Annotated in this window: 19 protein-coding genes and 1 pseudogene; 18 read left to right on the top strand and 2 right to left on the bottom strand. The window is 71.5% G+C overall.

From position 1 onward, the window contains the following. Positions 1–164: 164 nt before the first annotated feature. The gene (locus IG84_RS0134090; protein WP_031066200.1) at positions 165–614 is read right to left on the bottom strand and encodes an SRPBCC family protein; all 450 of its coding nucleotides are present in this window, start codon (positions 612–614) and stop codon (positions 165–167) included. A gap of 244 nt (positions 615–858) precedes the next feature. On the opposite strand from IG84_RS0134090, the gene IG84_RS0134095 reads away from it, so the two are divergent. Continuing rightward, positions 859–1,545 carry a GntR family transcriptional regulator gene (locus IG84_RS0134095; protein ID WP_031066203.1) on the top strand — a complete coding sequence of 229 codons (687 nt, stop codon included), beginning with the start codon at positions 859–861 and terminating at the stop codon, positions 1,543–1,545. A 58-nt stretch (positions 1,546–1,603) separates the two neighbouring features. Here the strand turns inward: IG84_RS0134095 and IG84_RS0134100 are convergent, their stop codons facing one another. Beyond that, the gene (locus IG84_RS0134100) at positions 1,604–2,386 is read right to left on the bottom strand and encodes a class I SAM-dependent methyltransferase (RefSeq protein ID WP_031066206.1); all 783 of its coding nucleotides are present in this window, start codon (positions 2,384–2,386) and stop codon (positions 1,604–1,606) included. Between the two features lie 267 nt (positions 2,387–2,653). Here IG84_RS0134100 and IG84_RS0134105 point away from each other — a divergent pair, with 267 nt between their 5' ends. From IG84_RS0134105 to IG84_RS0134185, 17 genes and pseudogenes are all read left to right on the top strand, one after another. Next, entirely contained in the window at positions 2,654–3,835 is a 1,182-nt protein-coding gene (locus tag IG84_RS0134105; protein ID WP_031066210.1) for an ROK family transcriptional regulator, read from the top strand. 206 nt (positions 3,836–4,041) lie between these two features. Beyond that, entirely contained in the window at positions 4,042–5,742 is a 1,701-nt protein-coding gene (locus IG84_RS0134110) for a sugar ABC transporter ATP-binding protein (RefSeq protein WP_051862779.1), read from the top strand. Then, complete coding sequence (locus IG84_RS0134115; protein WP_051862780.1) at positions 5,739–6,770, top strand: ABC transporter permease; 1,032 nt, start codon at positions 5,739–5,741, stop codon at positions 6,768–6,770. Before IG84_RS0134110 ends, IG84_RS0134115 begins: the two co-directional genes overlap by 4 nt. Positions 6,771–6,844: 74 nt before the next feature. Further along, entirely contained in the window at positions 6,845–7,864 is a 1,020-nt protein-coding gene (locus IG84_RS0134120; RefSeq protein ID WP_031066220.1) for a substrate-binding domain-containing protein, read from the top strand. A gap of 150 nt (positions 7,865–8,014) precedes the next feature. Next, entirely contained in the window at positions 8,015–9,190 is a 1,176-nt protein-coding gene (locus IG84_RS0134125) for a Gfo/Idh/MocA family protein (protein WP_031066223.1), read from the top strand. A gap of 88 nt (positions 9,191–9,278) precedes the next feature. Next, positions 9,279–10,286, top strand: a complete 1,008-nt coding sequence (locus tag IG84_RS0134130; protein ID WP_031066226.1) for a sugar phosphate isomerase/epimerase family protein — start codon at positions 9,279–9,281, stop codon at positions 10,284–10,286. 188 nt (positions 10,287–10,474) lie between these two features. Further along, entirely contained in the window at positions 10,475–12,925 is a 2,451-nt protein-coding gene (locus IG84_RS0134135) for a PQQ-dependent sugar dehydrogenase (RefSeq protein WP_031066229.1), read from the top strand. Between the two features lie 45 nt (positions 12,926–12,970). Further along, positions 12,971–14,218, top strand: a pseudogene (locus IG84_RS0134140) (ThuA domain-containing protein); the annotation flags it as partial. 26 nt (positions 14,219–14,244) lie between these two features. Further along, positions 14,245–15,435 (top strand): inositol-3-phosphate synthase, encoded by a 1,191-nt coding sequence (locus IG84_RS0134145; RefSeq protein ID WP_051862781.1) that lies wholly within the window; start codon positions 14,245–14,247, stop codon positions 15,433–15,435. A 98-nt stretch (positions 15,436–15,533) separates the two neighbouring features. Continuing rightward, positions 15,534–17,027: an SCO3242 family prenyltransferase gene (locus IG84_RS0134150; protein WP_245659701.1), complete on the top strand. Its 1,494-nt coding sequence runs from the start codon at positions 15,534–15,536 to the stop codon at positions 17,025–17,027. Further along, a complete protein-coding gene (locus tag IG84_RS0134155; protein ID WP_078649778.1) occupies positions 17,024–17,992 on the top strand; it encodes a sugar phosphate isomerase/epimerase family protein in 969 nt (322 codons plus the stop codon). Before IG84_RS0134150 ends, IG84_RS0134155 begins: the two co-directional genes overlap by 4 nt. Beyond that, positions 17,986–18,774 carry an EboA domain-containing protein gene (locus tag IG84_RS0134160; RefSeq protein WP_382467515.1) on the top strand — a complete coding sequence of 263 codons (789 nt, stop codon included), beginning with the start codon at positions 17,986–17,988 and terminating at the stop codon, positions 18,772–18,774. The genes IG84_RS0134155 and IG84_RS0134160 overlap by 7 nt, the downstream gene beginning before the upstream one ends. A 5-nt stretch (positions 18,775–18,779) precedes the next feature. Next, entirely contained in the window at positions 18,780–19,628 is an 849-nt protein-coding gene (locus IG84_RS0134165; RefSeq protein ID WP_031066245.1) for a TatD family hydrolase, read from the top strand. 15 nt (positions 19,629–19,643) lie between these two features. Continuing rightward, positions 19,644–20,870 (top strand): metabolite traffic protein EboE, encoded by a 1,227-nt coding sequence (gene eboE, locus IG84_RS0134170; protein ID WP_031066249.1) that lies wholly within the window; start codon positions 19,644–19,646, stop codon positions 20,868–20,870. Continuing rightward, complete coding sequence (locus IG84_RS0134175; protein ID WP_037801218.1) at positions 20,867–22,297, top strand: alkaline phosphatase family protein; 1,431 nt, start codon at positions 20,867–20,869, stop codon at positions 22,295–22,297. Before eboE ends, IG84_RS0134175 begins: the two co-directional genes overlap by 4 nt. A 20-nt stretch (positions 22,298–22,317) precedes the next feature. Then, positions 22,318–23,388 carry a sugar phosphate isomerase/epimerase family protein gene (locus tag IG84_RS0134180; protein ID WP_031066256.1) on the top strand — a complete coding sequence of 357 codons (1,071 nt, stop codon included), beginning with the start codon at positions 22,318–22,320 and terminating at the stop codon, positions 23,386–23,388. A 111-nt stretch (positions 23,389–23,499) separates the two neighbouring features. Continuing rightward, the gene (locus tag IG84_RS0134185) at positions 23,500–23,883 is read left to right on the top strand and encodes a hypothetical protein (protein ID WP_031066259.1); all 384 of its coding nucleotides are present in this window, start codon (positions 23,500–23,502) and stop codon (positions 23,881–23,883) included. The last annotated feature ends 30 nt before the right edge of the window (positions 23,884–23,913 follow it).

Here is a 23,913-nt window from a genome sequence, read left to right on the forward strand (position 1 = left end):
AGAGGGTCAAGAGGCGTGCGGAGCTGCGGTGTAGACGGTCTGCGGTCTGTGTTCGTCAGAAACGTTCGCCCGACACGTTCGCCCAAAACGCGGCAGTGGCCCGGCCGGAGCGCACTCCGGCCGGGCCACCTCCTTCGGATTCAGCGGGTGTGTCGCACCACGGCTCAGACCTCGCCGCGCCAGCCGCCGGTCGCCGTGCCGCGCGACTCGATGAACTCCTTGAAGCGGCCGAGGTCACCGGTGGCCTGACGGCGGACGAAGCCGAGCTTGTCGCCGACCGTGTCGGCGATGCCCTCCGGGTCGTGCTCAAGCTGGAGCATCACCTTGGTGTGCTCGTCATCGAGGCGGTGGAAGGTCACCACGCCGGCCTGGCGCGCCTCACCCGCCACGGTGGTCCACGCGACCCGCTCGTCGGGGATCTGCTCGGTGATCTCCGCGTCGAACTCGCGGGTCACCCCTCCGATCTTGGTGACCCAGTGGGTCAGTGTGTCCGTGCGCTGCTCGATGCGCTCGACCCCGTCCATGAACCGGGGGAACTCCTCGAACTGTGTCCACTGGTTGTAGGCCACCGGCACCGGGACGGCCACCTCGACCGATTCCTCGATCTTCGACATGATCCGGGCTCCTCCTCTCGTGAACGTGCAGGGCTCACCGCGTACCCGCGAAGTCCGGGTCGACGCAGGGAAACCGAGGCCCGATCCGCTCGTTGAGGTGATACAGATCACCGGCGCGTGCTGTGTACGGTAAGTTGCGCTCGGTAGACTGTAGACGATAACCAATTGCCGTCCGGTGTCTCCGAGTCGCGGAGTACCGCGGAGTCCCGGAGTACCGGCGTCCGAGTCGTAGAGGGGGACCGCGATGCTGTCCACTGGGCTGCCGCAAGGGGCCGTGCCGAAGCTCGAACGCCCCGGCCCGTTGCGCGAGCGTGTCTATGAAGCACTGCTCGAACTCATCACCACCCGCGCTCTGCAGCCCGGCCAGCATCTGGTCGAGAGCGAACTCGCCGGCCATCTCGGCGTCTCCCGGCAGCCGGTGCGCGAGGCGCTGCAGCGCCTGAACACCGACGGCTGGGTCGATCTGCGCCCCGCGCAGGGCGCGTTCGTGCACGAGCCGACCGAGGCGGAAGCCGACCAACTGCTGAGCGTGCGGACCCTGCTGGAGGCGGAGGCGGCCGGACTGGCCGCCCAGCATTCCACCGAGCCCGGCGTCTTGAAGATGCTGGAACTGTGCGAACAAGGCGAGCAGGCGGTGCGCGACGACAACGTGGATCGTGCCGTCGCCCTCAACGCGGAGTTCCACGCCACGATCATGGAGCAGGCCCAGAACGCGGTGCTTGCCGAGCTGGCCGAGCAGGTCGGCCGGCGGGTGCGCTGGTACTACACGCCGGTCGCCCGGCAGCGCGGTAAGCAGTCCTGGATCGAGCACCGCGAGCTGATCGAGGCGATCGCCACGGGTGACGGGCTCCGCGCCACGAAGATCATGCGCGAGCACACCGAGCACACCCGCCGTACGTACCACGAGCGGTTGGGCGCCAAGGAGTCCTGAAGGGCCGCAGTTCTGAAGGGCCCTGCCGGGAGAGGCATTTCATGGGCGCCCCGGACCGTTACGGCCGGGCGGCGGCCCCCGCGCCGCGGAACAGCGCCGTCCAGAGGAACGGTTCGCCGAAGCGCGGGGACTCCGGCGGCTCGTCGTGCATACGGCGCAGCTCCACCTCTGTCAGCTCGGAGAGGATCCAGCGCAGCGACTCCGCGGTGTAGGCGATTCCGCCGTGCAGGCCGGACTCGGACTGGCGGTAGAAGTCCTCGTCAGGTACCTCGGAGCCCATCCCGCCGGCCGCGAAGCAGGTCAGCCCGAAGTGACCGCCGGGAGCGAGCGCCCGCTCGAGGAGCGCGAGGTAACTGATGCGGCGGTGCGGCGGCAGGTGGTGGAAGCAGCCGGAGTCGTAGATCAGGTCGTACGGGCCGGCGAGCGCGCCGTCGGCGAGGGCGAAGGCGTCGCCGCAGTGGAAGGTGACCTTGGCCGCGGCCTCAGACCCGGCCCCGGACTCGGACCCGGCCTCGCGGGCGCGGTCCTCGGCCCAGGCGATGGCGGCCGGGGAGAGGTCGACGGCGTCCACTTCGAAGCCCAGTGAGGCGAGGTGGAGGGCGTTGCGGCCCGGCCCGCAGCCCAGGTCCAGGGCGCGCCCCGGCGTGATCAGCCCACGTTCGAGGTACGAGACCAGGCTCTCGTCCGGCTTCGCCACGAAGAACGGTACCTCCCGGGTGCGGTCCGTGTAGAAGTCGTCCCACCAGGAGGCCCCGCCCGCCGTCCAGCGGTCCGCCTCCGGCGCGAACAGGCCGTCCAGCAGCCTCAGTACATCGTCGACAGTGCGTATGTGCCGGTCCACCCGGTCCCCTTTCCCTCTCCGGTGATCGTAGACATCACACTCCGGCGCACTCGTGCGCAAGACCCCCACGTACTCGTGCGCAAGACTTTGTCCCGAGTCAGGAGAAAGTAGGTGCGGATTCTGTCCGTAGTACTTCCTCGTTCGGACAAGCGCTGCTACGTTCCCCTCGAAAGCTCGGTGGGACGGCCGAAAACGGCCCGTCCGCACACACCGGACACGACCAGGACTCGATGGTGCCGAGTACGGCTGGAGGGCGGCGTGAGGCGCATGACGGCGAGGCCCGCGAACGCGCACCAGGCACGGCTTCTTCACCTGCTGCGCGACCAGGGGCCCAACTCCCGTGCACAGCTCGGCGACCAGGTCGACCTGTCACGCTCCAAGCTCGCGGTGGAGGTCGACCGGCTACTGGATACCGGCCTCGTCGTCGCCGACGGGCTGGCCGCCTCCCGGGGCGGCCGCCGCTCGCACAACATCCGGCTCGCGCCCTCGCTGCGCTTCCTCGGCGTCGACATCGGCGCGACCTCGGTCGACGTGGCGGTCACCAACGCCGAGCTGGAAGTGCTCGGCCACCTCACCCAGCCGATGGACGTACGGGCCGGACCGGTCGCCGTATTCGAGCAAGTGCTGGTCCTGGCAGCCAAGTTGAAGGACAGCGGACTCGCCGAGGGGTTCGACGGCGCGGGCATCGGCGTGCCGGGCCCGGTCCGCTTCCCCGAAGGCGTGCCCGTCGCGCCGCCGATCATGCCGGGCTGGGACGGCTTCCCCGTACGGGAAGCGCTCAGCCAGGAGCTGGGCTGCCCGGTCATGGTCGACAACGACGTGAACCTCATGGCGCTCGGCGAGCAGCACGCGGGCGTGGCCCGTACCTCGCAGGACTTTCTCTGCGTCAAGATCGGTACGGGCATCGGCTGCGGCATCGTCGTCGGCGGCCAGGTCTACCGCGGTACGACCGGCAGCGCCGGCGACATCGGCCACATCCAGGTTGAGCCGAACGGCCGCCGCTGTGCCTGCGGCAACGCCGGCTGCCTGGAGGCGTACTTCGGCGGCGCCGCGCTCGCCCGCGACGCGGAGGACGCGGCACGCGACGGCCGCTCGGTCACACTCGCGGCCCGCCTGGAGGCGGCGGGCGCGCTCGCCGCGTCGGACGTGTCCGTGGCCGCCTCGGCCGGTGACGCCACCGCACTGGAACTGATCAAGGACGGGGGCACCCGCACCGGGCAGGTCATCGCCGGGCTCGTCAGCTTCTTCAACCCGGGCCTCGTGGTGATCGGCGGCGGTGTGACCGGCCTCGGCCACACGCTGCTGGCCGCGATCCGTACGCAGGTCTACCACCAGTCGCTGCCGCTGGCGACCGGCAACCTCCCCATTGTCCTTGGTGAGTTGGGGCCGCTGGCCGGGGTGACCGGCGCGGCCCGGCTGATCAGCGATCACCTGTTCTCGCCTGCCTGAGCCGGCCCCGGACTTCCGGCCCGGGTGACGCACCGTCACCCGGTTCGGTGCTCGACCCGCACCACCGCACCACCGCCGTAGAAGCCGTACCCGTACGAGCCGCACCGCAGCACCAACGCCCCACGCGCCCTTCCGCGATGCCGCATGCCCGCATGCGCGCCGCTCCGCCCTGCCCGCTCACCGGCGTACTGCCGAGGAGGCCCGCCATGGCACCAGCGCACCGCCCCGCACCACCGCCGCCCGCGGCGCACGAACCCGCCGGACCGCTGCTCACCATGACCGGCATCACCAAATCCTTCCCCGGCGTCCGCGCGCTGGACGGTGTCGACCTGGACGTCGTCGCGGGCGAGGTGCACTGCCTGCTCGGCCAGAACGGCGCCGGCAAGTCCACCCTGATCAAGGTGTTGGCCGGCGCCCACCAGCCCGACGGCGGCACCATCCGCTGGCGCGGCGAGACCGTCTCCCTCAAGTCGCCGATCGCCGCCATGCGGCTCGGCATCGCCACCATCTACCAGGAGCTGGACCTGGTGGAGCACATGTCCGTCGCGGAGAACGTCTTCCTCGGGCACGAGCGCGCCACCGGCGGCTTCATCCGCACCGGGGAGGCCCGCGAGCGGACCGCCGAACTGCTCGCCCGCCTGGGCCACCCCGAGATCGACCCCGGCACGCTCGTCGGCCGGCTCTCCGCCGCCGGACAGCAGATCGCGTCCATGGCCCGTGCCCTCTCGCACGACGTACGGCTCATTGTCATGGACGAGCCGTCCGCCGCACTCGACCCCGACGAGGTCGACAACCTCTTCCGCATCGTCGCCGCGCTCACCGCCTCCGGCGTCGCCGTCGTCTACATCTCGCACCGGCTGGAGGAGATCCGGCGGATCGGCGACCGCGTGACGGTACTGAAGGACGGGCGGACGGCCGCCCGCGGCCTGGACGCGCACGCCACTCCCACTCGCGACATCGTCGCCCTGATGACCGGCCGCGACGTCGAGTACGTCTTCCCCGAACGGCGCGCGGCCACCGTTCACCAGGCGGCTAACGGCCTCCTGGCGCCCGTCCTCAGCGTCGAAGGGCTGGCGCGCGAAGGCGAGTTCGGCCCGGTCGACTTCCGACTGCGTCCCGGCGAGATCCTCGGGCTCGCCGGACTCGTCGGGTCGGGCCGCTCCGAAATACTGGAGACCGTATACGGTGCACGGCGGCCCACCGCCGGACGGGTGCTGGTCGACGGTCGACCGCTGCGCCCCGGCAGCGTCACCGCCGCCGTGCGTGCCGGCCTCGGCCTCGCCCCCGAAGAGCGCAAGTCCCAGGCGCTGCTGCTCCTGGAGTCCGTCAGCCGCAACGTTTCCCTCTCCTCGCTGCCGCACTTCGCGCGGGCCGGCTGGCTGAACCGGCCCGCCGAACGGGCCGGCACCCTGGCCGCTACCCGCGGCCTCTCGCTGCGCCCCGACGACCCCGACCGCCCGGTCCGCACCCTCTCCGGCGGCAACCAGCAGAAGGCCGTACTGGCCCGCTGGCTGCTCCGCGGCTGCCGCGTACTGCTGCTGGACGAGCCGACCCGCGGTGTGGACGTCGGTGCGCGCGCCGAGCTGTACGCGCTGATCAGGCGGCTCGCGGACGACGGCGTCGCCGTGCTGCTGGTCTCCAGCGAGGTGCCCGAGGTGCTCGGGCTCGCCGACCGGGTGCTCGTTCTGCGCGAGGGCCGGGTCGTGCACGAGGGCGAGGCGGCGGCGCTGGACGAGCACCGGGTGCTGGATCTGGTGATGAGCGACGGCCCCGGCCCCGTACCGGTACCGGCCTCCGGACGCCCGGCCACCGACAAGGCGTCCGCCACCGACAAGACGTCCGCCACCCGGAAGACATCAGCCCCCGAGGACACGTCGGCCCCGACCCCGCGAGGAGACCGCCCGTGAACACCTCCGAAGGACACGCCCTCCCGGCCGAGGCGGGCAGCGCACCGCCGGGCCCCGCCGTGCCGACCGCCAAGGACAACCGGCACGCCCGTGCCCGCCGCCGCCCCGACGTCCGCAACCTCTCGCTGCTCGGGGTGCTCGCCGCACTCGTACTGGTCGGCGCGCTCACCAAGCCCGAGCAGTTCCTGAGCGTGCAGAACCTTCAGCTCGTCCTCACCCAGGCGTCCGTGATCGGCGTGGTCACCGTCGGCGTCACCTTCGTCATCATCGGCGGCGGCATCGACCTGTCCGTCGGCGCGATGGTGGCGCTCGCCACGGTCTGGGCGACGACGGTGGCCACCCAGCAGTACGGCCTCGGCGGCATCCTGCTGTGCTCGCTGCTGGTGGCCCTGGGCTGCGGGCTGGTCAACGGGCTGCTGGTGTCGTTCGGCGGCATGGTCCCCTTCATCGCCACCCTCGCCATGCTCGCCTCGGCCCGCGGCCTCGCGCTGCAGATCAGCCAGGGCGGTACGCAGGTGGTGTCCGTCGAGCCGGTGCTCGCGCTGGGCCGCCGGGACGCGTACTTGTTCGGCATCCCGCCCATCGTGCTGGTCTTCGCCGTCGTCACGGCCGCCGGCTGGCTGCTGCTGAACCGTACGACCTTCGGCCGGCGCACCGTCGCGGTCGGCGGCAACCCGGAGGCGGCCCGGCTGGCCGGCATCGACGTACGCCGCCAGCGGCTGCTGCTGTACCTGCTGTCCGGGCTGTGCTGCGGAATCGCGGCCTTACTGCTGATCGTGCTGACCGGCTCGGGCCAGAACACCAACGGCAACCTCTACGAACTCGACGCCATCGCCGCGGCCATCATCGGCGGCACCCTCCTCAGCGGCGGCCGCGGCACCATCACCGGCTCCGTCCTGGGCGTCCTCGTCTTCACCACGATCACCAATCTGTTCGCCCTGAACAACCTGGAGACCGCCGTCCAGCAGATCGCCAAGGGCGCCATCATCGTCGCCGCCGTACTGGTACAGAAGGGCCGCAAGTCATGACGCAACGCATACCGTCTACACCGCGATCGTCTACAGCGCACACTCCGGAAGGTCCGGGCACCAGCCGCAGGAACATGCTCTTCGGCGCCGCGGCCGTCTCCGCCGGCGCCTTCCTCACCGCCTGCACCAGCAACGAGAACAACGCCTCGGCCGGCACCGGCAAGCAGCAGCAGGCCGGCGGGGTCGACGACAAGCCCGGCAAGAAGGTCACCATCGGCTTCGCCGGGCCGCAGGCCGACCACGGCTGGCTGAACGCGATCAACCAGAACGCCAAGGAACGCGCGAAGCAGTACGAGGACGTCACCCTGGAGATCACCGAGGGTTCGAACGACACCGCCCAGCAGATCGGGCAGATCGAGACCCTGATCAACAAGAAGGTCGACGTACTGGTCATCCTGCCCGCCGACGGCAAGGCGCTCACCCAGGTCGGCCTGAAGGCCATGCGGGCCGGCATCCCCGTCGTCAACCTCGACCGGGTCTTCGCCTCGCAGCAGGCGTACCGCTGCTGGGTCGGCGGCGACAACTACGGCATGGGCCTGAACGCCGGGCACTACATCGGCGAGCAGCTCAAGGACAAGAAGAATGCCAAGGTCGTCGAGCTTGCCGGCATCGACAACCTGGAGCTGACCCGGCAGCGCACCAAGGGTTTCGACGATGCCCTGAAGAACTACCCCAACATCGAGAAGGTGGGCCGGCAGGCGGCCGAGTTCACCGTCGAGTCGGGCCAGTCCAAGATGGCCGGGCTGCTGCAGGCGCACCCCGACTTCGACGCCCTGTGGAACCACGACGACGACCAGGGCGTGGGCGCCGAACGGGCCATCGAGCAGGCGGGCAGGGACGGCTTCCTCATGGTCGGCGGCGCCGGTTCCCGCAAGGTCATGGACACCATCAAGGCCGGCAACTCCGTCCTGAAGGCCACGGTGCTCTACCCGCCGACGATGTCGGCCTCCGCGATCGACCTGGCCCGCGCGCTGGGGCAGGGCGAGGGGGTCAGCGGCATGGCCGAGCTGGAGATCCCCGCCTCGATCACTCTGTACTCGGCGGTCGTCACCAAGGACAACGTCGACGACTACCTGCCGAGCGGCTTCAACTGACGCACGGCTCCGAGCGGCTTGAACTGATGCGCGGTTCCGGGCGGTTTGTACTGGCGCACGGCGCGGCGCGCGCGTCCGTCCGCGCGCCGCCGCCCCGCCCGCGCCGTGCCCCCGTTCTCCCCCACCTGACCACCACCGATGAGGTGATGCATGGACGACAACGCGAAGGACCCCACCCCCGACGGCCGCCCCGCACTGGGGATCGGCATGGTCGGCTACGCCTTCATGGGCGCCGCGCACTCCCAGGGCTGGCGCACCGCCGCCCGGGTCTTCGACCTGCCGCTGCGCCCCGCCATGAACGCCATCTGCGGCCGGGACGCCGATGCCGTACGCGCCGCCGCCGACCGCCTCGGCTGGGCCGCGGCGGAGACCGACTGGCGGGCCCTGATCGCCCGCGACGACGTCGACCTGGTCGACATCTGCACACCCGGCGACAGCCACGCCGAGATCGCCCTTGCGGCCCTCGAAGCGGGCAAGCACGTCCTGTGCGAAAAGCCGCTGGCCAACTCCGCCGCGGAGGCGGAGGCCATGACGGCCGCCGCCGAGTCGGCACGGGCCCGTGGCCGGTTCACCATGGTCGGCTTCAACTACCGCCGCACGCCCGCGATGACGCTTGCGCGGCGGTTCATCGCGGAGGGCCGCATCGGTACGCTGCGCCAGCTTCGCGCCACGTACCTGCAGGACTGGCTGGTCGACCCGCTGGCGCCGATGACCTGGCGGCTGCGCAAGGACAGCGCGGGCTCCGGCGCGCTCGGCGACCTGGGCGCGCATATTGTCGACCTCGCACAGTATCTCGCGGGGGAGCTGCTGACGGGCGTCTCGGCGGTCACCGAGACCTTCGTACGGCAGCGGCCGCTGCCCTCGGGGGGCGGCACAGGCGAGGTGACGGTGGATGACGCGGCACTGTTCACCGGCCGGTTCGCCTCGGGCGCGCTGGCGTCCTTCGAGGCCAGCCGGGTCGCGGCGGGCCGCAAGAACTCCCTCCGCATCGAGGTCAACGGCGACCGCGGCTCGCTTGCCTTCGACCTGGAACGTCTCAACGAGCTGTCCTTCCACGACCACACCGAGCCGGCCGAGGCGGCGGGCTTCCGCCGCATCCTGGTCACCGAGCCCGACCACCCGTACCTGGAGGGGTGGTGGCCGCCGGGCCACGGTCTCGGGTACGAGCACACCTTCGTCCACCAGGCCCGCGACCTGGTGCACGCCATCGCGGCGGGCACCGACCCCGCGCCGTCCTTCGCCGACGGTCTGCGGGTGCAGCGCGTGCTGGCCGCGGTCGAGGAGAGCGCCGCCAAGAACTGTGCATACACCCCGATCGTCGACTGACACACCGTCGACTGACGACGCCAACGACTGACGACACCGACGACTGACGACCGGTCGACTGAATACCGTCCGCCGAGGAGGCCCCCGTATGCCCCGCCCCTTCACGCTCTTCACCGGCCAGTGGGCCGACCTGCCCCTGGAGGAGGTCTGCCGGCTGGCCCGCGAATTCGGTTACGACGGCCTCGAACTCGCCTGCTGGGGCGACCACTTCGAGGTCGACAAGGCGCTGGCCGACCCCGGCTACCTGGACGGCCGCCGGCAGCTCCTGGACAAGTACGGCCTGAAGTGCTGGGCCGTCTCCAACCACCTGGTGGGCCAGGCGGTCTGCGACGCGATCATCGACGAGCGGCACAAGGCGATCCTGCCGGCCCGCGTCTGGGGTGACGGCGAGCCCGAAGGCGTACGGCAGCGGGCGGCGGCCGAGATGAGGGACACCGCACGGGCCGCCGCGGCCTTCGGCGTCCGTACGGTCGTCGGCTTCACCGGCTCCGCCGTCTGGCACCTGGTCGCGATGTTCCCGCCGGTCCTCCCCGGCATGATCGAACGCGGCTACGAGGACTTCGCCGAGCGCTGGAACCCGGTACTGGACGTCTTCGACGCCGAGGGCGTCCGCTTCGCCCACGAGGTCCACCCGAGCGAGATCGCGTACGACTACTGGACCACTCAGCAGGCCCTGGAGGCCGTCGGCCACCGGCCCGCCTTCGGGCTCAACTTCGACCCGTCCCACTTCGTCTGGCAGGACCTGGACCCGGTCGGCTTCCTCTGGGACTTCCGCGACCGGATCTACCACGTCGACTGCAAGGAGGCCAGGAAGCGCCTCGACGGCCGCAACGGCCGGCTCGGCTCCCACCTGCCCTGGGGCGACCCGCGACGCGGCTGGGACTTCGTCTCCGCCGGTCACGGCGACGTCCCGTGGGAGGACTGCTTCCGGATGCTGCGTTCGATCGGGTACGAGGGGCCGGTATCGGTGGAGTGGGAGGACGCCGGCATGGACCGGCTGCAGGGCGCCCCCGAGGCGCTGGCCCGGCTCAAGGCGTACGACTACGAGCCGCCGACGGCGTCGTTCGACGCGGCGTTCGGCAGCGCGGACGCCTGACGGACCATCCGTCTTTGTCCTTCTGGGGGCAGAAGTCCCCATCATCCATGTCAAAGGTCTATCCGTAGCGAGCAAACGCGACTACCTTCGCCCCTGGTGTCACGTACATGTACTTGAGGCTCGCACAGCGCACTGAACTCCCAGCACCGCCCACCGCACGGCACTTCAACCCGCCCGGGAGGCACCGCGTGCACAGAAGACGTCTCAGAATCCGCTCCGCCCTGGCCCTTTGTACGGGCGGTCTGCTCGCCGCAGGCTCGCTCGCGCTCGGTGTCACCCCCACCTCCGCCGCGCCGACCGCGCCGGCGGCCGCCGCCGAGGACTTCCAGCAGGTCACCCTGGCCAAGGGCGAGGCCGAGACGGGCGAGCCGATGACGCTCGCCGTCCTCCCCGACCGCTCGGTCCTGCACACGTCCCGCGACGGCACGCTCCGGCTGACCGACGCCACCGGCTACACCAAGGTCGCCGGCAAGCTCCCCGTCTACACGCACGACGAGGAGGGCCTGCAGGGCGTCGGCGTCGACCCCGGCTTCAAGGACAACCGGTTCATCTACCTGTTCTACGCCCCGCCTTTGGACACCCCGGCCGGTGACGCGCCCGACAACGGCACCGCCGCCGACTTCGCCAAGTTCGACGGCCTGAACCGGCTGTCCCGCTTCGTCCTCAAGGCGGACGGCACGCTGGACACCGCCAGTGAGAAGAAGATCCTGGAGGTGCCCACCTCGCGTGGCACCTGCTGCCACGTCGGCGGCGACATCGACTTCGACGCGCAGGGCAACCTCTACCTCTCCACCGGCGACGACTCCAACCCGTTCGCCTCGGACGGCTACACGCCCATCGATGAGCGCGCCGACCGCAACCCGGCGTACGACGCCCAGCGCACTTCCGGCAACACCAACGACCTGCGCGGCAAGATCCTGCGCATCAAGGTCAAGGCCGACGGCTCGTACGACATCCCCGAGGGCAACCTCTTCGCGCCCGGCACCGAGAAGACCCGGCCCGAGATCTACGCCATGGGCTTCCGCAACCCCTTCCGGATGAGCGTCGACAAGCCCACCGGCATTGTCTACGTCGGCGACTACGGCCCCGACGCCGGTTCCGCCAGCCCCACCCGCGGCCCTGCCGGACAGGTCGAGTTCGCCCGCGTCACCAAGGCCGGCAACTACGGCTGGCCGTACTGCACCGGCAACAACGACGCGTACGTCGACTACGACTTCGCCACCGGCACGTCCGGCGAGTCCTTCGACTGCGCCGCGCCCAAGAACACCTCGGTGCACAACACCGGCCTGACCGACCTGCCCCCGGCCCAAGCCGCGTGGATACCGTATGACAACGCCTCCGTACCGGAGCTCGGCAGCGGCTCGGAGTCCCCGATGGGCGGCCCGGTCTACCGCTATGACGCCGCCCTGGACTCCAAGGTTAAGTTCCCCGAGTCCTACGACGGTGACTTCTTCGCCGGCGAGTTCGGCCGCCAGTGGATCAAGCGGATCGAGCAGGACGCGGACGGCAAGGTCCAGTCGATCAACCCGTTCCCCTGGAGCGGCACCCAGATCATGGACATGTCCTTCGGCCCGGACGGCGCGCTGTACGTGCTGGACTACGGGCTGAGCTGGTTCGGCGGCGACGAGCACTCCGCGCTGTACCGCATAGAGAATGCCACCGACGGCCACTCCCCGGTCGCCGAGGCGAAGGTCGACCGCACCTCGGGCCAGGCGCCCCTGAAGGCGAAGTTCAGCGCGACCGCGACCGACCAGGACGGTGACGCGCTCACGTATGCCTGGGACTTCGGCGACAACACCACATCCACGGCGCAGAACCCCGCCCACACGTACAAGAAGAACGGCACCTACACGGCGACCGTCACCGCGAAGGACGCGTCCGGCCGCACCGGCTCGGCCAGCGTGCACCTCACGGTCGGCAACACCGCCCCCAAGGTGACGCTCGAACTCCCCGGCAACGGCCAGCTCTTCACCTTCGGCGACAAGGTCCCCTTCAAGGTCAAGGTCACCGATCCCGAGGACGGCCAGATCGACTGCTCGAAGGTCACCGTCACGCACATCCTCGGCCACGACAGCCACGGCCACGCCGTCACCTCGGCCAACGGCTGCGAGGGCACTATCCAGACCCTGGCCGACGGTGAACACGACGCCAACGCCAACATCTTCGGTGTCTTCGACGCCGAGTACACCGACAAGGGCGCCAACGGCCAGCCCGCGCTGACCACCCACGACCAGAACGTCGTCCAGCCCAAGCACCGCCAGGCCGAGCACTTCGGCACCTCCAAGGGTGTCAAGGCGGTCGACCACACGCCGGCACACGGCGGCAAGACCGTTGGCGACATCCACAACGGCGACTGGATCGGCTTCACCCCCTACATCGTCTCCAACGCCACCAAGCTGACCGCCCGGGTCGCCTCCGCAGGCACCGGCGGCACGCTGGAGATCCGTACGGGCAAGCCCGACGGCAGTCTGCTCGGCACGGCAAAGGTGCCGGTGACCGGCGGCTGGGAGACGTACACCGACGTCAGCACGGCCATCGCGAAGCCGCCCGCCGGGACGACGACGCTCTACCTCGTCTTCAAGGGGAGCGGCACGGACGCGCTGTACGAGGTGGACGACTTCGAGATCACTACGAAGTGACACCGCCGCACTGACGGCCGGCGCGGCGGGTGGGCCAGGTGGCCCGCCGGCTTCCGCCACGACTCGATTCCGCAGGGCATCGCCACGGTCAAGGAGCTCGGCGCGGAGCACGGCTTCGCCGTCGACGCGACGGAGGACGCCGGCGCCTTCACCGACGCCAACCTCGCCCGCTACGACGCCGTGGTCTTCCTCTCCACGACCGGCGACGTCCTCGATGCCGCCCAGCAGACCGCCTTCGAGAAGTACATCGCCAAGGGCGGCGGCTACGTCGGGGTACACGCGGCCGCCGACACCGAGTACGACTGGCCCTTCTACGGCGGCCTGGCCGGCGCGTACTTCCAGTCGCACCCGGCCATCCAGCCCGCCACCGTACGCGTGGAGGACCGGGCCCACCCCGCCACCGCCCACCTGGCGGCGGCCTGGGACCGCACCGACGAGTGGTACAACTACCGCACCAATCCGCGCGAGCGCGCCCACGTCCTCGCCACCCTCGACGAGTCGACGTACACCGGCGGCACGATGAGCGGGGACCACCCGCTCGCCTGGTGCCAGGAGTACAGCGGCGGCCGCGCCTTCTACACGGGCGCCGGCCACACCAAGGAGTCCTACGCGGAGCCCGCCTTCCGTACGCACCTCCTCGGCGGTATCCAATATGCGACAGGCCGGGCTCAGGCCGACTGCCGACCGGAGACTGGATACACCGCCCTCTTCGACGGCACCGCGGCGAGCCTGAAGGGCTGGAAGCAGGCGGGCCCCGGCTCCTTCACCCTGAACGAGGACGACGGCACGCTCACCTCCACGGGCGGCATGGGCATGCTCTGGTACGCGGCCGAGGAGCAGCACGCCTACTCCCTGAAGCTGGACTGGAAGATGGCGAGCCAGTCCGGTGACGACAACTCGGGTGTCTACGTGGGCTTCCCCGCCTCCGACGACCCCTGGTCGGCGGTGAACAACGGCTACGAGATCCAGATCGACGCCACCGACACCCCCGACCACACCACCGGCTCCGTCTACGGCTTCAAGGCGGCGGACATCGAGGCCCGGGACGCGGCCCTGAACCCGCCGGGGGAGTGGAACACCTACGAGATCCGCGTCCAGGGCGAACGCCTGAAGGTCTTCCTCAACGGCCGCAAGATCAACGACTTCACCAACCACGACCCGGCCCGCTCCCTGCGCCAGGGCTACGTCGGCATCCAGAACCACGGCTCCGAAGACCAGGTGGCCTTCCGCCACATACGGATCAAGGAGCTGAAGGAGCTGAAGGAACTGTCGGAGAAGGGCAGTCGCGGGTGAGCGGGGGCGGGGAGATGGGAGAGCGTATGGGTACGAGTAGTGGTTCCAGTTCCGGTTCCGGTTCCAGTTCTGGTCGTACGGGGGTGTGGCTGGTCGGTGCGCGGGGCTCGGTCGCGACGACCGTGGTCGCGGGTTGCGCGGCACTCGCCGCCGGTCTGCACGAGCCGACCGGCATGGTCACCGAGACCGCCGCGTTCGCCGACGTCCCGCTGCCGCCGCTCGCTTCACTGGTCTTCGGCGGCCATGACATCACGTCGTGCCCGTTGCCGAAGCGCGCCGAGCAGCTCGCCGCGGGCGGCGTGATGCCGCACGGCCTGCCCCGTTCGGTACACGCCGAACTCGCCGCCGCCGACGCCGAGATCCGCCCCGGCGGCCCGCAGCCGGGCGACACCCGCGACGACGAGGCACTCGCTGCCGCCTTCGCCACGGACCTGCGCACGTTCCGCAGTGCGCATGATCTGGACCGGGTGGTCGTGATCAACGTGGCGTCCACGGAGCCGGGGCTGGGGTCGGCGTCGGACGCGGGGCCGGGGACGGAGGCGGAGCGGGGCGGTGACCGGCTTCCGGCCAGTTCCCTCTACGCGCTCGCCGCCCTCCGCGCCGGCTGCCCGTACGTCAACTTCACACCCTCCACCGGACTCCACCACCCCGTCCTCCGCGACATGGCCCGCTGCAGCGGGCTCCCGTACGCGGGCCGGGACGGCAAGACGGGCCAGACCCTGCTGCGCTCCGCCCTCGCGCCGATGCTGGCGCAGCGTGCGCTGAACGTACGGGCCTGGTCCGGTACGAACCTGCTCGGCGGGGGAGACGGTGCCGCGCTCGCCGACCCGGCCGCCGCCGCCGCGAAGAACGCGGGCAAGGCCGCCGTGCTCCGCGACACCCTCGGCGAACTCCCGCCCGGTGACCTCCACATCGACAACGTCCCGGCACTCGGCGACTGGAAGACGGCCTGGGACCACGTCGCGGTCGACGGTTTCCTCGGGAGCCGGGTGATCCTCCAGACTATCTGGCAGGGCTGCGACTCGGCGCTCGCCGCCCCGCTCGTACTGGACCTGGCCCGCCTGGTGGCGGCTGCCCACGCGGCCGGCCTCAGCGGCCCGCTCCCCGGACTCGGCTTCTACTTCAAGGACCCGGACGGCGGCCCGGCCGCCCTGTCGGACCAGTACACGGTCCTCACCACCACCTTCGCCACCCAGCTCCGGGAGGCGCGCAGATGATCCCTCTCCCACGCTTCCTCCGCCGGGCAGCGTCGGTCCCGGCGCCGGCTTCTGCCTCGGCGTTGGCTTCGGTGCCGGCGGTGCCGATGGAGCGGGCGGTGCCGGCGTCGGCAGCGTCCGTGTCGCGTCGCCCGCGCGGCGGGGGAGTCGGCCAACCGCGCCGTGGGCCGGTTGGAAGGGTCCTCGGCTCCCTCGGCAGTCCCGACGGCGAGGCCCCCGAGCGCGCCACCGATTCCGACGGCGAGGCTCCCGGCCGCGCCACCGGTTCCGGCGGCGAGGTCTCCCGCCACCCACTCCGCGCCTGGGCGGAGCTGCTCCGGATCTCCGCTCCGGCCAGCGTCCCCGGTGACCTCCTCGCCGGGGCCGCGGCCGCCGGGCTGCGTCCCAACGCCCGTACCGCGCTGGCCGCCTGCTCCTCCCTCTGCCTGTACGAAGCCGGCATGGCCCTGAACGACTGGGCCGACCGCGACATCGACGCCCTCGAACGCCCGCATCGCCCCATCCCCTCCGGCCGGATCAGCCCCGGCGCGGCCCTCGCCGCGGCCGGCGGGCTGACGGCGGCGGGCCTGGCGTGCGCGGCGGCGGCCGGCCGCCCGGCCCTGGCCACCGCCACCGCCCTGGCCGCCACCGTCTGGGCCTACGACCTGCACCTCAAGAACACCCCCGCCGGCCCCACCGCCATGGCCTGCGCCCGAGCCCTCGACCTCCTCCAGGGCGCCGTCGCAACGACGGGCAGGGGCAGCGGTACGAGTGCGGGTAAGGACAGCGGCACGAGTACGGGCGCGGGTACCGCTGCTGGCGCCGCTGCGGGTGCGGGGACGGGGACGGGGCGGGGGACGGCCGCGCGTACTGCCGGAGCGCCGCCGCTCTCCGCCTCCCTCCGCACGGCCCCCACCCCCCGTCCGCACACCAGGGCCGCTCTCCGCGCCCTCCCCTCGGCCGCCCTGCTCGGCGCGCACACCTTCACCGTCACCACCGTCTCCCGCCGCGAAGCCCAGGGCTCCTCCTCGTCCCTCCCCCTCCTCGCCCTCGCCGCCGTCACCGCGCTCGCCAACGCGGCAGCCGGCCGCCGCACCACCCCGAGCCGCAACGCAACCCGCCCATCAGCGCAAGGCAACGCAACACCGCAACCCGTGCAAGCCAACGCAACGCCGCCACCTGCGCAAACCAACGCAGCCCGACCATCTGCCCAAGGCACAGCAGCCCCGGTGCCGGCACAAGGCAAAGCAATCCCGCCGCATGTGCAAGGCATAACAACTCCGCCGCATGTGCGACGCAACGCCGCCCCGCCACTCGCACAAGGCGGCAAAGCTCCCACCGCCGGGCGACGACCGACGCTCCCCCCGGCGACGGCCTTCGCACCCCCTCTCCTCGCCGCGGGCTACGCGGTCACCGCCGCCCGCCCCCTCCTCGTCGCCGCGCTCAATCCCTCACCCCACTTCCTCCAGCGGGCCGTCGGCGGCGGCATCCGCGCGATGATCCCGCTGCAGGCGGCCCTCGCCGCACGAGCCGGTGCCCCGGTCACCGGCGCCGCGGTGCTCGCGCTCATCCCCGTCGCCCGTCGCCTGTCCCGAAAGGTCAGTCCGACATGACCTCAACGCCCCCGCCACGCGACGCCCCCCTCCCACCGCACTCCGCGGCTTCACCGCCCCTCCGCCTCGCCTACGGAACCAACGGCCTCACCGACCTCCGCCTGACCGACGCCCTGGCCCTCCTCTCCGACCTCGGCTACGACGGCGTCGCGCTCACCCTCGACCACATGCACCTCGACCCCCTCGCCCCGGGCCTGACCGCCCGCACGGCGCGGGTGGCCGACACCCTGCGCGACACGGGCCTCGCCGTCGCGATCGAGACCGGCGCCCGCTACGTACTCGACCCACGTCGCAAACACCACCCCACCCTCATCGACCCCGACCCGGACGCCCGCGCCGCCCGCACCGACCTGCTCCGCACCGCCGTACGCGTCGGCGCGGACCTGGGCGCCACCGCCGTCCACTGCTTCAGCGGCGTACGCGACCCCGAAAGCACGGACGCCGACTCCTGGCAGCGCCTCGCCGCCGCTCTGGACCCCGTCGCCGCGGCGGCCTCGGACGCCGGCCTGCCGCTCGCCGTAGAACCGGAACCCGGCCACCTCCTCTCCGACCTCGCCGGCTTCCACCACCTCCGTACGGTCATGGGCGCGCCCGACCCGGACGTACTCGGGCTGACCCTCGACATCGGCCACTGCCAGTGCCTGGAACCGGCCCCGCCCGCCGACTGCGTCCGTGCCGCCACTCCCTGGACCCGGCACGTCCAGCTGGAGGACATGCGCCGCGGCGTCCACGAACACCTCCCGTTCGGTGACGGCGAGATCGACTTCCCGCCGGTACTCGCCGCCCTCCGCGACACGGCCTACCGCGGCCTGGTCAGCGTCGAGCTGCCCCGCCACTCCCACGCCGGACCCGAACTGGCCCGCACCTCCCTCCACTTCCTCCGTTCCCACCTCCACACATCACACCGTCCGGCCACTCCGGCCCAGCTCTCCGCCGCCGGGCGTATAGGAGGCGCCCCGTGCTGACCCCGGACCTGCCCCCTGAGGATCCCTGGATCACCCGCCTCGACAAGGCCCTCCGCGACCGCCTCAGCACCAGCGCCCGCACCTGGCTCGACGAGGCGCTCACCGAAGCCACCTCCCACGCCGCCGCAGCAGCCGCACCCGCAACCGACACCGAAGCGCCCGCCCCGGCCCGGCGCTCGCCGTCGCCGGCCGCCCCTCCCGTCTGGGAGCCCCGATTCGCCTCCGCCGGCCGGCACTGCCTGCGGAGCGAACCGCCGCATCATGCCGACCCGGAGGCCGCCGAGGCCGCGCGGGTACTGATCCTGTGTGCCGCCCGTGCCGACGGCGCCACCGTCGCCCGGCTGTACGAGCACGGCACGGCCGCCGAACGCCGGGCCGTACTCCTCGCACTCCCGCACCTGCCCCTGCACACAGGCGGCACGACCGGCACTGACGACCGGCCCGGCCTGCCGCTCATCGAGGACGCCCTGCGGACGAACGACACGCGACTGGTCGCCGCGGCCGTGGGCCCGTACGCCGCACGGCACCTCGATGCGCACGCCTGGCGGCACGCCGTACTCAAGTGCCTGTTCACCGGGGTATCGGTGGACGCCGTCGCCGGTCTCGCCGAACGCTCCCGCGGCGACGCCGAACTCGCCCGCATGCTCGGCGACTACGCCCGGGAACGCACCTCGGCCGGCCGCCCCGTACCCGAGGATCTCCCTCGCGTTCTCGTCCTCACTCAGCAGTCCCCCCTGTCTGCCGACGCCACCGCCGGCCCGTCGTCCTCCGAGGAGGCGTAACCCCGATGCGTATCTTCGATCCGCACATCCACATGACCTCCCGCACCACCGACGACTACGAGGCCATGTACGCGGCCGGCGTGCGCGCCCTCGTCGAGCCGGCCTTCTGGCTGGGTCAGCCGCGGACCTCACCGGCGAGCTTCTTCGACTATTTCGACTCCCTTCTCGGCTGGGAGCCCTTCCGGGCCGCCCAGCACGGCATCGCCCATCACTGCACCATCGCGCTCAACCCCAAAGAGGCGAACGACCCCCGCTGTACCCCCGTCCTCGACGCACTGCCCCGCTACCTCGTAAAAGACTCGGTCGTCGCCGTCGGCGAGATCGGCTACGACTCGATGACCCCGGCCGAGGACACCGCCCTGGCCGCTCAGCTTCAGTTGGCCAGTGATCACGGCCTTCCAGCCCTCGTCCACACCCCCCACCGCGACAAGGCCGCCGGGCTCAAACGCACCCTCGACGTCCTGCGCGAATCCGACCTTCCCCCCGATCGAGTCGTCCTGGACCATCTCAATGAAACAACCGTAGGGGATGCCACTGACAGTGGCTGCTGGCTGGGCTTTTCCATCTATCCGGACACCAAGATGGACCCGGAACGGATGGTGCGGATCCTCCGCGTCCACGGCACGGAGCGGGTCCTCGTCAACTCCGCCGCGGACTGGGGCCGCAGCGATCCGCTCAAGACGCTGCACGTCGGCGAGGCGATGATCGCCGCGGGATTCTCCGACGACGACGTGGACCAAGTGCTGTGGCGCAATCCCGTCGCCTTCTACGGCCAGAGCGGCCGGCTCTCCCTCGACATCGCCGACCCCGGCGCCCTCCACGAGGGCAACTCCATCCTCCGCGGCGGGGAATGAGGAGGCGGCGGACCCATGCGCTTCCGGCACCCCGACGGCTCCACCGTCCACCTCGCTTACTGCACCAACGTCCACCCCGCCGAGACGCTCGACGGCGTGCTCGCCCAGCTCCGCGACCACTGCGAGCCCGTACGCAAACGGCTGGGCCGGGACCGGCTCGGCATCGGGCTGTGGCTCGCTCGCGCCGCGGCCCGCGCGCTGACGTCCGATCCCGTGGCCCTCCGCCGGCTGCGCCGGGAGCTGGACACGCGTGGCCTCGAGGTCGTCACCCTCAACGGATTCCCGTACGAAGGGTTCGGTGACAGCCACGTCAAGTACCGGGTCTACCGGCCGGACTGGACCGAACCGGCCCGGCTGGAGTACACGGCCGACCTCGCCCGGCTGCTGACCGTGCTGCTGCCGGACGACGCCGCCGAAGGCACCATCTCCACCCTGCCGCTCGCCTGGCGCACGGATTTCGACGAGCACCGGCGTGCGGCCGCCCTGGCCGCGCTCCGCACTCTCGCAGCGCGCCTGGACGCGCTCCAGGACACCACCGGCCGCAGCATCCGCGTCGGCCTGGAGCCGGAGCCCGGCTGCACGGTCGAGACCCTGGCCGACGCCCGCGGCGCGCTGACCGGCGCCGCGGACGTCCCCACCCACCGCATCGGCGTCTGCATCGACACCTGTCACCTCGCCACCTCCTTCGAGGAACCGGGCCCGGCCCTGGACGCGCTGCACCGGGCGAACATCCCCGTCGTCAAGACGCAGCTCTCCGCCGCGCTGCACGCCGAGCACCCCGATCGGGCCGACGTCCGCGCCGCACTCGGCGCCTTCGCCGAACCCCGCTTCCTGCACCAGACCCGCACCCGCAGTGCGCAGGGCGAACTCCTCGCGACCGACGATCTCGACGAGGCACTCGGCGCGACACCGGGGCCCGCCGCCGGACCCGGCCTTCCCGCCGCCGGACCCGGCCTGCCCACCGCCGCCCCCTGGCGCGCCCACTTCCACGTACCGCTGCACGCGCCGCCGCAGCCTCCGCTCACCTCGACCCTCCCCGTGCTCAAGGACACCCTCGCCCGCCTCGTCGGCCCGGCCGCGCCGCCGCGCACCCACCACCTGGAGGTCGAGACATACACCTGGCAGGCGCTGCCGCCCGAGCTGCGGCCGCGCACCCGTGCCCGGCTCGCCGACGGCATCGCCGCCGAACTCGCCCTCGCCCGCGACCTGCTGACCGACCTCGGCCTCAAGGAGCTGCCATGACCGCGCACGAGAGCAGCCCCGCGGACGCCGCCGTGCCGCCCGCCGACGCCGCGCCGCCCCAGCCCCTGCTAGTCCTCGACGTCGTCGGCCTCACCCCCCGGCTCCTCGACCACATGCCGCGCCTCAAGGCGCTGGCCGCGGCCGGTTCGTACACCCCGCTGCGTACCGTCCTGCCGGCCGTCACCTGCACCGTCCAGTCCACCTTCCTCACCGGCGCGCCGCCCTCCCAGCACGGCATCGTCGGCAACGGCTGGTACTTCCGCGACGTCGGCGAGGTCCACCTCTGGCGGCAGCACAACGCGCTCGTCGGCGGCGACAAGCTCTGGGACGCCGCCCGCCGCGCCCACCCGGGCTACACCGTTGCCAACATCTGCTGGTGGTACGCCATGGGCGCGGACGTGGACTGGACCGTCACGCCGCGGCCCATCTACTACGCCGACGGCCGCAAGGAACCCGACTGCTACACCCGGCCGCCCGCACTCCACGACGAGCTGACCGAACTGCTCGGCCCCTTCCCCCTCTTCACCTACTGGGGGCCCACGGCCTCGATCGCCTCCTCCCAATGGATCACCGACGCCAGCCGTCACATCCTGCGCACCCGCCACCCCGACCTCACCCTCACCTACCTCCCGCACCTCGACTACGACCTCCAGCGCTACGGGCCCGACGACCCCCGCTCCCACGCGGCCGCGGCCGCACTCGACGCCGTCATCGCGCCCCTCCTCGACGACGCCCGCGCGGCCGGCGTCACGGTCGTCGCCCTCTCCGAGTACGGCATCACCCGCGCCCGCCGCCCCGTCGACATCAACCGCGCGCTGCGCCGGGCCGGGCTGCTGGAGGTGCACACGCAGGACGGGATGGAGTACCTCGACCCGACCGCGTCCCGTGCCTTCGCCGTCGCTGACCACCAGATCGCGCACGTCTACGTACGCCGCCCCGAAGACCTCGACGCCACCCGCGAAGCCCTCGCCGACCTGCCGGGGCTCGGCGAACTCCTCGACGACGCGGGCAAGAAGCAGCACGGGCTGGACCATCCGCGGGCCGGCGAACTCGTCGCCGTCGCCGAACCCGACGCGTGGTTCACGTACTACTACTGGCTCGACGACGCCCGGGCTCCGGACTTCGCGCGCCTCGTCGAGATCCACCGCAAGCCCGGCTACGACCCCGCCGAGCTCTTCATGGACCCGCGCGACCCTTACGTACGGCTACGCGCCGCCACCGCACTCGCCCGCAAGAAGACCGGCATGCGCTACCGCATGGCCGTCGTCCCCCTCGATCCCGAGCCCGTGCGCGGCAGTCACGGGCGTATCCCGGACCACGAGGACGACGGACCCGTCCTGATCTGCTCCACCGCAGGCACGCTCACCACCCCCCTCGCTGCGACCGACGTGAAGTCCTTGCTCCTCAAGCTTGCCGCACGGCACTGACAATCGACCTTGGAGCCGTAATGACCAGCGACGTTCCCAACCCGCGTACCTCTCGCAACCCCGAGCTCGCGCACCGGCTCGCCCGCCGCGGGTTCCTCGGCGTGGCCGCCGGCGCCGCCGCGGCCGCCGTCCTCGGCGCCCAGCCGGCCCAAGCCGCCGAGTCCGGCGCGCACCCCGGGCCCGCCACGGCCGACGGCCACCGTCCCGTTGTCCCGCCGGGCCGCCTCGGCATCCAGCTCTACACGCTCCGCGACCAGACGGCCTCCGTCGGCTTCGCCAGAGTCTTCGAAGAGCTGGCCCGCTACGGGTACGACGAGGTGGAGTTCGCCGGGTACACCCAGGGCTCGGCCGGTGCCATCACTCTGGCGCAGCTCAAGCGCCTCATGAAGGACAACGGCCTGCGCGGCATCGGCAGCCACGTCGGCTACTACTCGTCCGACCCGAAGGCGTACACCTTCGCCACCAACCTCACCAAGGTGCTCGACGACGCCCAGGCCCTCGGTCTGCCCTACGTAGGCACCGCCTCGGGGCCCGACCGCTACGGGAACACCGTCGACGGCTGGAAGCGCGCGGCCGCGGACTTCAATGCCTACGGAGCAGCGGCCAAGGCCCGCGGCATGCACTTCTACCAGCACAATCACGCGGAAGAGTTCGCCTTCGCCACGGACAACCCGAAGGTGCGGCTCTACGACGTCCTTCTTGCCGAGACCGACCCCAGCCTCGTGCGCCTCGAAATGGACATCTACTGGGCGTATGTCGCCCAGTACCGCTTCTCGAAGCGGCCCGACGGCACGCCCGCGCCCTTCGAACCGCTCGACTACGTCCTCGCCGACCCCGCCCGCTACCCGCTCTTCCACGTCAAGGACGGCGAGCACGACGAGGCGGCGCGCGACGGCTACCACATGGTGGACGTGGGCGACGGCGACATCGACTACCGGCACTTCCTCAGCCGCGTGGGCCGCCTGCCGAACCGCAAGTACCACAACTGGATCGTTGAACGAGACGACGCCGTGGACCCCGCCGCCAACCCCGCCGGCTCCCTCACCACGGCCCGCCGCTCCGCGTCCCACCTCCGCAACCTGCGGGGCTGATGAAACGGCGGACGACCTGCGGTAATCCGGCGTGATCTGGCCGGTACCAACCGGATCATGGCCGGATTACCGCCTGCCCGTTGGCACATGCCGTAGGTATCGTCTTCGGGCATGAAAGCCATGCGGGGGTACTGGGGATATCTGGCAGCGGCCGCATTGATCGTGGCCTGGAGCCGGGGCGCGGAGAGCGCCATCATCCTGGTGCTTTCGCTCGCCGTGGCCGTCTACACGAGCTTCGCGCTACCCGTATGGTGCGGCGCGGTCAACCGCGATGGTCGTACGTACTGCCGCAAGAACGCCGCCGGGCTGCTGATGGGCTGCTCCTACAGGCAGCACAGGTGGCAGAAGATGAAGATGATCGTGCTGCGGCACAAGACCGGCAGCGTCGTGCAGGCTGTCTTCCCCACGGCCAAGGAGAAGTTCGCCGGTGTGATCTCCGTGGGCGGCCTGCTGTCCGCCATCGCTGCCGTAATCGTTCCGGTCTTCACCGGGTAATCGGGGTAACCCGGACTCCTTACGGCCTCG

The sequence above is a fragment of the Streptomyces ochraceiscleroticus genome (genome assembly GCF_000720485.1).
In the GTDB taxonomy this organism is placed as follows: domain Bacteria; phylum Actinomycetota; class Actinomycetes; order Streptomycetales; family Streptomycetaceae; genus Streptomyces; species Streptomyces ochraceiscleroticus.

What these genes read in the sequence shown, in the direction of transcription:
- IG84_RS0134090 (WP_031066200.1), bottom strand. Translation starts at nt 614, where the DNA reads ATGTCGAAGATCGAGGAATCGGTCGAGGTGGCCGTCCCGGTGCCGGTG.
- IG84_RS0134095 (WP_031066203.1), top strand. Translation starts at nt 859, where the DNA reads ATGCTGTCCACTGGGCTGCCGCAAGGGGCCGTGCCGAAGCTCGAACGC.
- IG84_RS0134105 (WP_031066210.1), top strand. Translation starts at nt 2,654, where the DNA reads ATGACGGCGAGGCCCGCGAACGCGCACCAGGCACGGCTTCTTCACCTG.
- IG84_RS0134110 (WP_051862779.1), top strand. Translation starts at nt 4,042, where the DNA reads ATGGCACCAGCGCACCGCCCCGCACCACCGCCGCCCGCGGCGCACGAA.
- IG84_RS0134120 (WP_031066220.1), top strand. Translation starts at nt 6,845, where the DNA reads ATGCTCTTCGGCGCCGCGGCCGTCTCCGCCGGCGCCTTCCTCACCGCC.
- IG84_RS0134125 (WP_031066223.1), top strand. Translation starts at nt 8,015, where the DNA reads ATGGACGACAACGCGAAGGACCCCACCCCCGACGGCCGCCCCGCACTG.
- IG84_RS0134130 (WP_031066226.1), top strand. Translation starts at nt 9,279, where the DNA reads ATGCCCCGCCCCTTCACGCTCTTCACCGGCCAGTGGGCCGACCTGCCC.
- IG84_RS0134145 (WP_051862781.1), top strand. Translation starts at nt 14,245, where the DNA reads ATGGGTACGAGTAGTGGTTCCAGTTCCGGTTCCGGTTCCAGTTCTGGT.
- IG84_RS0134155 (WP_078649778.1), top strand. Translation starts at nt 17,024, where the DNA reads ATGACCTCAACGCCCCCGCCACGCGACGCCCCCCTCCCACCGCACTCC.
- IG84_RS0134165 (WP_031066245.1), top strand. Translation starts at nt 18,780, where the DNA reads ATGCGTATCTTCGATCCGCACATCCACATGACCTCCCGCACCACCGAC.
- eboE (WP_031066249.1), top strand. Translation starts at nt 19,644, where the DNA reads ATGCGCTTCCGGCACCCCGACGGCTCCACCGTCCACCTCGCTTACTGC.
- IG84_RS0134175 (WP_037801218.1), top strand. Translation starts at nt 20,867, where the DNA reads ATGACCGCGCACGAGAGCAGCCCCGCGGACGCCGCCGTGCCGCCCGCC.
- IG84_RS0134180 (WP_031066256.1), top strand. Translation starts at nt 22,318, where the DNA reads ATGACCAGCGACGTTCCCAACCCGCGTACCTCTCGCAACCCCGAGCTC.
- IG84_RS0134185 (WP_031066259.1), top strand. Translation starts at nt 23,500, where the DNA reads ATGAAAGCCATGCGGGGGTACTGGGGATATCTGGCAGCGGCCGCATTG.